The following is a 10,903-nucleotide window of genomic DNA, read 5'->3' as shown; positions in this document are numbered from 1 at the left end:
GGGTTCCTTGCGGCGTGCCATGCGATGTCTCCTTCCAGATCATCGTAATGGCCCCACACGAAATTCCCGACAGTTCCTTCAAGGTTTCGAGCGGCGAGGGACGAGCCCTGCGCCAGAAAGCCTCGCAGGCGCTCGACGAGCGGGCCGAGGCCAATGCCAAGGCTCTCGAACAGAAGAAAACCGACGCTGCCGATCTCGCGTCCTTTACCTCGACACAGCTGATTACTGCCTCGGTCGTCGGCCTGACGATCGCCATCGGGCTGCTCGGCGCGATCATGGTCTACGGCGTCACGCGTCCCCTGAACACGATGACCGGGGCCATGGGACAGCTCGCCAACGGCGATCTCACCGTCAGTGTCGTCGGCGCCGACCGCAAGGACGAGGTCGGGCACCTGGCGCGCTCCCTGGAGGTCTTCAAGGAAAACGCCATCGAGGCACGTCGCCTGGCGGCGGAACAGGAAGTCGAGAACCAGGCCAAGATGCGTCGGGCTGAGGTGCTGGACGGCCTGACCCGCCGGTTCGAGACCAATGTGTCGTCCCTGACGCAAGGCCTGTCCTCGGCCGCAACGGAGATGGAAGCCACCGCCCAGACCATGACGACGGTGGCCGGCCAGACCACCCAGCAATCGGTGGGCGTGGCGTCTGCCGCCCAGCAGACCTCGGCGAACGTGCAGACGGTGGCAGCCGCGACGGAGGAGCTGTCCATCTCCATCCGCGAGATCGCCTCTCAGGTGACGCAGTCCTCGCAGATCGCCGAGCGGGCGGTGGAAGGCGCCCAGCGCACCAACGGCACCGTGCAGGAGCTTGCCGCCATGGCCGACAAGATCGGCAACGTGGTTCAGCTGATCAGCACCATCGCGGGCCAGACCAACCTGCTGGCCCTAAACGCCACCATCGAGGCGGCGCGCGCCGGAGAGGCCGGCAAGGGCTTTGCGGTCGTGGCCTCTGAGGTGAAGGACTTGGCCAACCAGACCGCCAAGGCGACCGACGAAATTTCGGCCCAGATCGGCTCGGTGCAGCAGGCGACGCAGCAGACCGTGCTGGCAATCCAGGAGATCGCCCGCACGATCACCGAGATGTCGCAGATCTCGGTGTCGATTGCAGCGGCCATGGAGGAGCAGGGGGCGGCGACCGCCGAGATCGCCCGCAACGTGCAGGAGGCCGCACGGGGCACGGAAGCCGTGACGGGCACCATCGTGGACGTGCAGCACGGGGCCGGCGAAACGGGTGCTGCGGCCAGCCAGGTGCTGGGCGCAGCCCAGGAGCTCGCCCGCCACTCCAACGACCTCAGCCACGAGGTGAACGCATTCCTCTCAGGGGTGAAAGCCGCCTGACGAGCCGGGTCCGGGCAAGGATCCTATCGGGTATGACACGAAAGGCCCGGCCATGCGCCGGGCCTTTTTCTTTCCCGCTACGCTGAAACAACTAGCCGACGAACGACTTGGCATGATGACGGGCCAGATTTTCAGTCCTCGAGGATTGCTCGTCGCAACAGACGGATCGGCGTGGCTCTTCAAGCGGGTTCCCGACAGAAGGCCGTTTCCGCCAGTCGATGAGCCGGGCACCCGCCCCGGTCTGAACGGATGGAGGCTCACATAGGAATGTCGCCTGGGCTGAATACTCCCTCCACATGGCACGGTTGAGCATTGGAGGCATTCTTCAGCTCGACAATCAGGATTGAAACGCCGGTTTAGCCGGATAAACGTCAATGACGTGTGGCCCTCGGGCCACCGCGGGCCCTTCCATCTTTGGAATGGGCCCGTTTGCTTGTTGGGAAACCAAAAAGCGAAAGGCGCCCGAGGGCGCCTTGTCGTTAAAATCATGAAGGAAATGGAGCGGGCGAAGGGATTCGAACCCTCGACCCCAACCTTGGCAAGGTTGTGCTCTACCCCTGAGCTACACCCGCACGCTCCGTCTCTTTCAGATTGGTGGAGCCAGGCGGGATCGAACCGCCGACCTCTTGCATGCCATGCAAGCGCTCTCCCAGCTGAGCTATGGCCCCTAATCTGATCGGGCAGCACGTTTGATCCGTGCTTCCCTCATCCCATAATCGCAACCTGCCATGACGGCAAGCCATCTCTAACCCCTTGGCATTCAAGGAAGAAGATGGTGCCGCAAGAGGGATTCGAACCCCCGACCCCCTCATTACGAATGAGGTGCTCTACCAGCTGAGCTATTGCGGCCTCGCAATCGTGCGATCCGAGAGGCCGCCCTCTTACCCCCTCGCCTCTCGCTTGGCAAGGGAGGCAAAGGCCGGAATGGCCTTACCGGACCGAAAAAACGCTGCGCCGGCCGGCTTCCTTCGGCTTGGGCACATCCGGCGGCGTCACCGGGAAGACGACCGGGCCGGGAGGCGGCAGAGGGGCCTCGTCCTTCACCGGCTCCTCTGCGGCAACGTCCGCCTTGACCTCGGTTTCCACCGGTGCAGGTTCGGGTGCAACCACGGGTTCGACGGGCGTTGCAGGCTCGCTCGCCGACGGGGCTGCCGGCTCCGCGCCTGCGGCAATCGGCAGCGCTCTCACTTCGTCGTCGAGATCGGACGTCACATCGTCGTGCAGGGTGAGTTCGGGCGCGACCAGCACGTCGGGCGGGGCCTGCCACACGAAGGCATCGAGGCGGCCGGTGACGGGCGAGATCGGAGCCCATTTGTCGGACACGACCCCATCGGCGATCCAGGCAGGATCCCGCGGGGCGCGGGTTGCGCGGGCGAGCCACTCGCGCCCCTTGCCGGTGGAGCCGTGCTCGGCCTGTTCGAGATCGGACATGAGCAGGCATACCCGCATGCTCGGCCGGTTGGAGAGAAGCGGCTCCAGGGCGGCACGGGCTCGGTCGAATTCGCGCGCCTCGAGAGCGGAGCGCGCCACGGCAAGCCGGCCTTCCGGCGCGCTGCCGGAGAGCCGCAGCAGGGTCTCGGCGCGCTTGAGCCGGTCCAATCCCGAATCGCCGGGGCGCAGATTGAGATAGACCTCGGCCAGATCCGGGTGAGGCAGGCTGCGCCAAGCGGCCTCCACCACCTTGGCGGCCCGGCGCAGATCGCCCCGGCGCGACAGAAGCCTGCCGGCGAGTGCCGCCGCGGGCACCAGATCGGGAGCGAGCCTGGCCGCATCCTGGGCGCTCCTGAGCGCCCCGTCCGGATCGTGCTCGGCGCGCTCCAGGGCATCGGCCGTGAGGAGAACGGCCCGGTGGCGCTTGGCGGTTTTCTTGTCGAGAAGGCCGAGCGACGTGCGCCGCTCGACGGCCTCCAGAGCCCCGCGCCAATCCCGGTCGGCGCAGCGCGCTTCCAGAACCGCGTCGCTGGCCCAGGCCGCCGCAGGCGCAAGGCGAACGGCCTCGGAAGCGTATTGATGGGCAGCCCCGGCATCGCCCCGGCGCCGCGCCTCGACAAAGAGGCCGCGCAGGCCGAGAACCCGGGTCTCGTCCTCGTCCATCATCTGCGAGAACGCTGCCTCTGCGGCTTCACGGTTCCCCGATACCTGGGCGGCCTGCGCTTTGAGAAGCAGCGTCAGCGGCTCTTTGCCCAAAAGGCGCTCGGCCTCGTTGGCATAGCGGCGGGCCGCGATGGTATCGCCCGCGCCCACGGCCACCATGCCGCGCGACACCGCCTGATAGCCCCGGGAGCGCCGGCGCGCACGGGACGCGAAGGTGAGGCGGGAGGGAAGCTGCAGGATCCCCGAGACCAGGGACCAGAGCAGGGCCAGGGCCAGGGCAATGCCCACGAGAGCGATGGCGGCCACCGACACCGAGGTTTGAACCTCATAGCCGGCGAAGGTGACCAGAACCGTGCCGGGCCGGTCGGCCAGCCAGACCGCGCCGAAAGCCGCGACGCAGAGAAGACCAATGAAAACAAGAGCGCGCCACATGCTGGGCTGATCCTTTATTGCGTCGTACGGTTGAGGGTGGCGAGAGCGTCGGACCCGATGGCCTGCGCCGCCTGATGCGCCTGCGCGACGGCCTTGACCTGCCGGCCCCATTCCTCGGAAATCCGGCGCGAGGGCTCGGGCAGGGCGTCCCAGGCCGCGGCGGCATCCGCCACGTCGCCTGCTTCCAGGGCTTGCCTGATGCGGGCCACAAGACCTGAAACGCCGGTGGAATCCTGTTCGTTCACGGGCCTCACCGTCACGACCCGATCCGCCATGCGCAGGATCCGGTCCGTCCAGTCATTGGCTGGGCCGCGGCTCTCGCGCAGGATCTTGGTTTCGAGCGGTTCGAAGTCTTCCGCCAGCTTGGCCGGTGTCGGCGCCCCTTGCCCGGCGAAGGGTTCGAGGGGAGCGATGCGGGCCGCATCGGCTCCGGCTTTCCTCACGCCCTCCAGCACCTCGGCATAGGGCTCTCCGCTGCTCAGGGCCTCGTTCAGGCGCCCGGCCAGGACAACCTTGGCTCCGGTCTGGCCTGCCGCTTCCGCGGCCTTGCCGTTCTCGGCGACCTGCCGGGACAGGGCGGCGAGGCGCTGCTCCTGCTCGGAGAAGCGGCGGTCGGTTTCGCCGAACCGGCGTTCGGATTCCGTGAAACGGCGCTCCACCTCCGCAAAGCGGCCGTCCAGCTGCGTGAACCGCTGCGCCTGCTCACCGAGGCGACGGTCCTGGTCCGCAAGGCGGCGGTCGAGGTCTTGCGTGGCATTTGCCATGGTGGCTGCGTTCTGCGTGCTGGTACGAACCTGCTCTTCCAGTGCGGCCAAACGGGTGGAGAGGTCGTTCAGGGCAGCCTCGTTCTGAGGAGCGGCCGCGCCGGGAGCGGCCTCCGGAGCAGGCCGGTTCAGGGCCTCCTGGGCCTGGCTTGCGGCCTGCTCGGCGGTGCCTTGCACGGCCTGGAGGCGACCGTCGAGGGATCCTCTTGCAGCTTCAAGGGCCTGAAGGCGCTCTTCAAGCGCCTGCGTGTTGCCCTGAGGCTGCCCTGGCGAAGGCTGACGGAGCGCGCTCACGCGCTGCTCCAGCTGGACGAGCCGCTGGTCATCCTGCGCCGGAGGGGCCTGCCAGGTTTGCAGGCCGTATACGAGCCCCGCTCCGACAAGACCGCCGAGCAAGCCGGAGCCGATGAGGGCACCCGCCGAGCTGCGCCGTTCAGGAGGGGGCTGGGGCGGGACGGTGCCCGACGGCGGATCCTGCAGGGAGGCATCCTGGGAAGGGGGCTCCTGGGAGGCTGATTCCTGGAAGGAGCCCCCCTGAAAGGAGCCCCCTTGGGAAACCGTGTCGTGCGTCAGCGGCTCCACCGAGGGATCGCCTGTGGGAAGCGTATCGGTTCCCGTGCCGGAATCGAGGGTGGCTTCGGGAGAGGCAACCACATCCTCGGCCGTCGGGTAGACGCTGCCGGCAATCGTCTCCTCGGGCCTGGCCTCCTGCGAGGTCTCCGCAAGAGGAGCGCCTTGCGGGGTTTCCGCGAGAGGGCTCTCCTGAGAGGCCGCTTCTTGGGCAACGACATCCTGGGCTGCGGCGTCATGGACATGAACATCCTTGGCCGCGTCCTCCCCGGTGCTCCCTTGAGCGCTGTCCTGGATGGTGCCGTCATCGATCACGGTCGCCTTCAGGTCGATGGTTGCCGGCTCCCGCGAGTGCCTCTTGCGGGAAGATTTCGAGCGTCTGGGATCAGATGAATCGGTCACGGTGCACTCTTGGTGAGGTCTTCAAACTTGGCGAGGTCTTCGAAAGGTCAGTGTGAAATGCAATTGAGGCAAGCTTGGGCGCAGTGTTTCGTTCCCTGGCTGGAGCATGATCTCCAAAATTGGTAGGCCGACTGGACCATGATCCTCTCCTTACTCCCAAAGATCCCAGGCGTCAGGATCGCCGGCGAAACGGCGGCAGGGTCAGGGAGGAGGATCGAGGAGCTTCAAGAGAGCGTCCTCGGACGGATCCTCCGCCACAAGAGCTGCGGCGCCGGCCGCTGTCAGGGGCGCGGCCACATCGGCCGACAGGCAGAGATGGGAAATAGCCCGGAGATTGGCCGCCAGGCCCGCCGCCTCTGCCAGCCGGACGACAAGATCCGCGCTGCGTCGGGAATAATGGAGCGCGGCGGCGATTTGGCCAGTGCGCAGGGCCTCGGCGGCCGCGACGGGCAAGGTGTCCAGGGCCTGCGCCTCATAGGCCTCCCACTGGATCACGACGAATCCGGCCGCATGCAGGGAGGCTGCCGGCTCCTCCTTGCGATGGCGGGCCGTCACGTGGAGAAGCGTGAGGCCGGGCGGGATGCTGGCTCGAATCAGCCGCGACAGGGCGGCCGCGTCCCCGTCCGCCACCGCCACATGCGAAAACCCTGCCGCCCGGACCGCATCGGCCGTGCGCTCGCCGACGGCAAAAACCGCCCTCTGCCGATCCGGGAGGCGGGCCAACGCCTCCACGCTGCGGGCGCTGGTCACGATCAAGGCAATGTAGGGGCCGTCGGGCACGGGAGCGCCTGTCGGCACGATCCGGGTCACCGGGGCAAGGCAGGCCTCATGGCCGCGAACGGCAAGCTTCCTGGCCGTGCGCGCGGCAGCATCGGGCGAGCGGGTGACGAGAACCCGCATCAGGGATTGAGGAAGCCTGCCGGCATACGGGTGCGAAGCTCGCTGCCGGCCTCACGCCCGAGCGCCACCGCATCGTCGGGCAGGCCGCGCCGGACAGCCTCCAGGCACTCCGATCCGTCCGGGCGCAGCACGAGGCCGCGGATTTCAAGCTGATCCCCGACCAGCCGGGCATGTCCGGCGATGGGCGTGCGGCACGATCCGTCGAGGATGGTGAGAAAGGCCCGCTCGGCCGTAAGCGCCTGGCCGGTCGGCACATCGAGAATCGGCCCAAGGGCGTTGCGGACCCGCGCGTCCTCGGCGCGGACCGCGATGGCGATGGCGCCCTGCCCCACGGCCGGTAGAAAATCGTCCGTCTCGAGGGTGGTGGTCACGTGATCGGTGAGACCGAGACGGCGCAGGCCCGCCATGGCGAGGAGCGTCGCATCGACCTCGCCGCGCGCGAGCTTCGCAAGGCGCGTCTGCACGTTGCCCCGCAGCAGGGTGACCTGAAGGTCCGGCCGAAGGCGGCGCACTTGCGCCTGGCGCCGCAGCGAGGCCGAGCCCACCACGGCACCCTGCGGCAGATCGTTCAAGCTCTTGAACCGGTGGCTGATGAAGGCGTCGCGCACGTCCTCGCGGGGCAGGAAGCCTGCAATCACGATGCCTTCGGGCAGGGTTGTCGGCAGGTCCTTGGCGGAATGGACGGCCAGATCGATGGAGCCTTCCAGCAGGGCGATATCGAGTTCCTTGGTAAAAAGCCCCTTGCCGCCCGCCTCCGAGAGAGGCCGGTCCTGAATGGCATCGCCCGTGGTCTTGATGATCGACAGGGGCAGGTGCTCCACGGTCCAGCCATGGGCTGCGACAAGCCTGTCTTGCGTCTCGTGAGCCTGGGCGAGCGCCAGGGGGCTGCCTCGCGTGCCGATGACCAGGGTGGGTGAAGAGACCATTCTGCCTGAGTGCTCCTGCCAGATGCGATCCGCGTTTGATCTTGTGCGGTGCGGCGGACTATAGGGGGAGGCGAGCCGGGCCGAAAGCCCGGACAACAGGTTTAAAAAGACAGCCAACGATCATGCGCATTCTAGGCATCGAGACCACCTGCGACGAAACCGCGGCCGCCGTTGTGGGCGTCGGCTTCGACGGACGGGGCGAAATTCTCTCCAACGAGGTGCTGAGCCAGATCGCCGAACATGCCCGCTACGGCGGCGTCGTGCCGGAAATCGCCGCCCGCGCCCATGTGGAAGTGATCGACCGCCTGATCGCCCGCGCCCTCAAGAGCGCAGGCTGCTCCGTGAAGGATCTCGACGGCATCGCGGTGGCAGCGGGACCGGGCCTCATCGGCGGCGTTCTGGTGGGGCTCACCACCGCAAAGGCCATGGCGCTCGTGACCCGCAAGCCCCTGATGGCGGTGAACCATCTGGAAGCCCATGCTTTGACCGCGCGGCTGACCGACGGCATCGGCTTTCCCTATCTCCTGCTGCTGGCTTCCGGCGGCCACACCCAGCTCGTGGCCGTGAAGGGCGTGGGCGACTATGTGCGCATCGGCACCACCATCGACGATGCGATCGGCGAGGCCTTCGACAAGGTGGCCAAGATGCTGGGGCTCCCCTATCCGGGCGGACCGCATGTGGAGCGGGAAGCCGCCAAGGGCAATCCGGAGCGATTCGCCTTCCCCCGGCCCATGCAGGGGCGCAAGGAGCCGAACTTTTCCCTGTCGGGCCTCAAGACCGCCGTGCGGATCGAGGCCGAGCGGATCGCGCCGCTCACGGGAAGCGACATCGCCGACCTCTGCGCCAGCTTCCAGGCCGCTATCGTCGACGTGGTGGTCGACCGCACCCGGGTGGGCCTGCGCGCCTTCCGCGACATCGCGGGCCATCCGACCGCGCTCGTCGTGGCAGGCGGCGTTGCGGCGAACCAGGGCATGCGCCAGGCCCTTCAGCGGCTGGCGGTCGAGTCCGGCCTCAAGCTCGTGGCGCCACCGCTGGCCCTGTGCGGCGACAACGGGGCGATGATCGCCTGGGCCGGCCTCGAGCGCATGCGGCTTGGCCTCATCGACGACATCGCGGCCCCGGCGCGCGCCCGCTGGCCCCTCGACACCAGCCGGGACGAGGCGGGAGCGAAGGCGTGATGCTGCCCTGCCCGGACGAGATCAGGACCGAGCGGCTGATCCTCCGCCGCTGGCGCGAGGAGGATCTGCCCCTCTATGCCCGCCTCAACGCGGACGAGCATGTGATGCGTTTCTTTTTCAAGACGCGAAACCATGAGGAAAGCGACACGGAAGCGCGCTGGCTCAATGAGCGATTCTCCCTCGATGGCTTCGGTCCCTGGGCCGTGGAGGCTCCTGGCTTGGCGTCCTTCATCGGCTTCGTCGGGTGCTGGCGCATCGTGCGCGAGCTGCCCTTCACGCCGGCTGTCGAAATCGGCTGGCGGCTCGACCAACCCTATTGGGGCAAGGGCTATGCGGTGGAAGCCGCCAGAGTCGCCTTACGGGACGTGTTCGACCGGACGGATCTTGCCGAGATCGTAGCCTATACGGCCCAGCAGAACGAACCCTCCCGCCGGGTGATGGAGAAACTTGGCATGACCCATGACGGGGCAGCCGATTTCGATCATCCGGCCGTTCCGGAGGGCCACCCTCTGCGCAGGAGCGTGCTCTACCGGATCTCGCGGCAGGCCTTTGCGGCTACCGATCCATCATGAACGGGGCTTTCCATCGTATGGGAACGATCGGCATCGCCGGAGCCGGAGCCTGGGGAACGGCGCTTGCCAATGCGGCGGCCGCGGCCGGCAACGACGTGATCCTCTGGATGCGCTCTCCCGAACAGGCGACAGCGCTGGCGGCCACCCGCGCCAACGAGCGCTGCCTTCCGGGCGTGAAGCTTCACGCCCGCATCCGTCCCACCTCCGATCTGGCCGAGTTGGCCTCAACCCAGGCCGTTCTCCTCGTCACGCCTGCGCAGACCACGCGAGAGATGACGGTGGCCCTGTCCCACGTTCTGCCCCCTGAAACGCCCATGGTGCTCTGCGCCAAGGGAATCGAGCGGGAGAGCCAGGCCTTCCTCTGCGATGTGGCGGAAGCGGTGCGGCCCGGCTCAGCCATCGCCGTCCTGTCGGGCCCGAGCTTTGCCCATGACGTGGCGCGCGGACTGCCGACCGCCGTGACGCTGGCCTGCCGCGATGCGGCTCTCGCCGAGGAGCTTGCGAACGCCCTCTCCGGGCCGACGCTTCGCGTCTATCACCGGGGCGACGTGCGCGGCGTCGAGATCGGGGGAGCTGCCAAGAACGTGCTGGCCATTGCCTGCGGGGCCGTTGTGGGGCACGGCCTGGGCGAGAGCGCGAAAGCCGCCCTCATCGCGCGCGGCTTCGCGGAGCTCCTGCGCTTTGCCCGCGCCTACGGCGGCGAGGCCGAAACACTGATGGGTTTGTCCGGCCTCGGGGACCTGGTGCTCACCTGCTCCTCGGCGCAATCGCGCAACTTCGCCTTCGGCCAGCGGCTCGGGCAGGGCATGAGCGTCGAGGAGGCCGCCGGCGGCAAGCTGGTGGAGGGGGCTGCCACCGCCAGCGCCCTCGTGGCGCTCGCCCGCGCCAAGAACATCGACATGCCGATCTCCGAGGCCGTCGATCAGATTTTGAGCGGCGCATGGACCCTCGATCAGGCGGTCGATGCGCTCATGAACCGCCCCATCAAGTCCGAACACTGAGCAGAAGCAGCATGGCCTACTGGCTCTACAAATCCGAACCCTCCGTCTGGTCCTGGAATCAGCAGGTTGCGCAAGGCGACAAGGGAACCCACTGGAACGGCGTGCGCAACCACGTGGCCAAGCAGAACCTGATGGCCATGAAAACGGGCCAGCAGGGCTTCTTCTACCATTCCAACGAGGGCAAGGCGGTTGTGGGCATCGTCGAGGTGATCCGGGAATACTACCCCGACCACACGGACGAGACGGGCAAGTTCGGCATGGTGGACATCAAGGCCGTGAAGACTTTTCCGAAGCCCGTGACGCTGGACGACATCAAGAAAGAGCCCGGTCTCGAAAAGATGATCCTCGTCAACAACTCCCGCCTGTCGGTGCAGCCGGTGACGGACGAGGAATGGGCGATCGTGTGCCGGATGGGCGGGCTTTAGGGTCGTTTGTCCCGGGAAGGTGCGTTGCAGGCTATCCCTATGCTCGGGGATATGGATCCCCTTCCCGGTCTCATGGCCACCGGGGATGACGCGGCGTCTTCCGGCCCTCGAAAGTAGCAAAGACCAAAGTCCGATCTCAGGCCGCTTGCCCGACCCCTCTCTCTTTCCGTAAATCTAGCGCTAAATCCATCAGGCAAGCGTCTGGGAGAAGCGCCATGGAAGAGAAGATCTACGACGTGCCGTCCGAGTGGACCCACCGCGCCTATTTGGATGAGGCAGGCTACCAGGCCAAGTACGAGGCTTCC

Annotated in this window: 9 protein-coding genes and 3 tRNA genes; 5 read left to right on the top strand and 7 right to left on the bottom strand. The window is 67.2% G+C overall.

Annotation, left to right across the window (positions count from 1 at the left end; all coding sequences use genetic code 11):
* On the top strand, positions 1 to 1,334 hold a 1,334-nt coding region (locus JKG68_RS28470), incomplete at its 5' end, for a methyl-accepting chemotaxis protein (RefSeq protein ID WP_202065381.1).
* A gap of 497 nt (positions 1,335 to 1,831) precedes the next feature.
* Here JKG68_RS28470 and JKG68_RS28465 read toward each other — a convergent pair.
* The 7 genes from JKG68_RS28465 to hemC form a co-directional block, all read right to left on the bottom strand.
* Positions 1,832 to 1,906 (bottom strand) — tRNA-Gly (locus tag JKG68_RS28465).
* A gap of 20 nt (positions 1,907 to 1,926) precedes the next feature.
* Positions 1,927 to 2,002: transfer RNA gene (locus JKG68_RS28460), tRNA-Ala, on the bottom strand.
* Between the two features lie 105 nt (positions 2,003 to 2,107).
* Positions 2,108 to 2,183 (bottom strand) — tRNA-Thr (locus tag JKG68_RS28455).
* An 81-nt stretch (positions 2,184 to 2,264) separates the two neighbouring features.
* On the bottom strand, positions 2,265 to 3,860 hold the full coding sequence (locus tag JKG68_RS28450; protein WP_202065380.1) for a heme biosynthesis protein HemY: 1,596 nt from the start codon (positions 3,858 to 3,860) through the stop codon (positions 2,265 to 2,267).
* Between the two features lie 14 nt (positions 3,861 to 3,874).
* Entirely contained in the window at positions 3,875 to 5,596 is a 1,722-nt protein-coding gene (locus JKG68_RS28445) for a COG4223 family protein (RefSeq protein WP_202065379.1), read from the bottom strand.
* Positions 5,597 to 5,797: 201 nt separating this feature from the next.
* Positions 5,798 to 6,496, bottom strand: a complete 699-nt coding sequence (locus tag JKG68_RS28440; RefSeq protein ID WP_202065378.1) for a uroporphyrinogen-III synthase — start codon at positions 6,494 to 6,496, stop codon at positions 5,798 to 5,800.
* Positions 6,496 to 7,422 carry a hydroxymethylbilane synthase gene (gene hemC, locus JKG68_RS28435; protein WP_202065376.1) on the bottom strand — a complete coding sequence of 309 codons (927 nt, stop codon included), beginning with the start codon at positions 7,420 to 7,422 and terminating at the stop codon, positions 6,496 to 6,498. The genes JKG68_RS28440 and hemC overlap by 1 nt, the downstream gene beginning before the upstream one ends.
* A gap of 122 nt (positions 7,423 to 7,544) precedes the next feature.
* On the opposite strand from hemC, the gene tsaD reads away from it, so the two are divergent.
* From tsaD to JKG68_RS28415, 4 genes are read left to right on the top strand one after another with little or no spacing between them, the layout of a single operon-like run.
* Entirely contained in the window at positions 7,545 to 8,600 is a 1,056-nt protein-coding gene (tsaD, locus tag JKG68_RS28430) for a tRNA (adenosine(37)-N6)-threonylcarbamoyltransferase complex transferase subunit TsaD (protein ID WP_202065375.1), read from the top strand.
* A complete protein-coding gene (locus tag JKG68_RS28425; RefSeq protein WP_202065383.1) occupies positions 8,600 to 9,172 on the top strand; it encodes a GNAT family N-acetyltransferase in 573 nt (190 codons plus the stop codon). Before tsaD ends, JKG68_RS28425 begins: the two co-directional genes overlap by 1 nt.
* Positions 9,169 to 10,173 carry an NAD(P)H-dependent glycerol-3-phosphate dehydrogenase gene (locus JKG68_RS28420; RefSeq protein ID WP_246515987.1) on the top strand — a complete coding sequence of 335 codons (1,005 nt, stop codon included), beginning with the start codon at positions 9,169 to 9,171 and terminating at the stop codon, positions 10,171 to 10,173. The genes JKG68_RS28425 and JKG68_RS28420 overlap by 4 nt, the downstream gene beginning before the upstream one ends.
* An 11-nt stretch (positions 10,174 to 10,184) precedes the next feature.
* Positions 10,185 to 10,598, top strand: coding sequence for an EVE domain-containing protein (locus JKG68_RS28415; RefSeq protein ID WP_202065374.1), 414 nt, complete (start codon positions 10,185 to 10,187; stop codon positions 10,596 to 10,598).
* Positions 10,599 to 10,903 lie beyond the last annotated feature (305 nt).

The sequence above is a fragment of the Microvirga aerilata genome (assembly GCF_016743775.1).
GTDB classification, from domain to species: domain Bacteria; phylum Pseudomonadota; class Alphaproteobacteria; order Rhizobiales; family Beijerinckiaceae; genus Microvirga; species Microvirga aerilata.
Note: the sequence above shows the minus strand (reverse complement) of the source record. Positions and strands in the feature narration are given on the sequence as shown.

Excerpts from the sequence above, each read along its gene's own strand:
- JKG68_RS28450 (WP_202065380.1), bottom strand. The coding sequence starts at position 3,860 with ATGTGGCGCGCTCTTGTTTTCATTGGTCTTCTCTGCGTCGCGGCTTTC.
- JKG68_RS28440 (WP_202065378.1), bottom strand. The coding sequence starts at position 6,496 with ATGCGGGTTCTCGTCACCCGCTCGCCCGATGCTGCCGCGCGCACGGCC.
- hemC (WP_202065376.1), bottom strand. The coding sequence starts at position 7,422 with ATGGTCTCTTCACCCACCCTGGTCATCGGCACGCGAGGCAGCCCCCTG.
- tsaD (WP_202065375.1), top strand. The coding sequence starts at position 7,545 with ATGCGCATTCTAGGCATCGAGACCACCTGCGACGAAACCGCGGCCGCC.
- JKG68_RS28425 (WP_202065383.1), top strand. The coding sequence starts at position 8,600 with ATGCTGCCCTGCCCGGACGAGATCAGGACCGAGCGGCTGATCCTCCGC.
- JKG68_RS28420 (WP_246515987.1), top strand. The coding sequence starts at position 9,169 with ATGAACGGGGCTTTCCATCGTATGGGAACGATCGGCATCGCCGGAGCC.
- JKG68_RS28415 (WP_202065374.1), top strand. The coding sequence starts at position 10,185 with ATGGCCTACTGGCTCTACAAATCCGAACCCTCCGTCTGGTCCTGGAAT.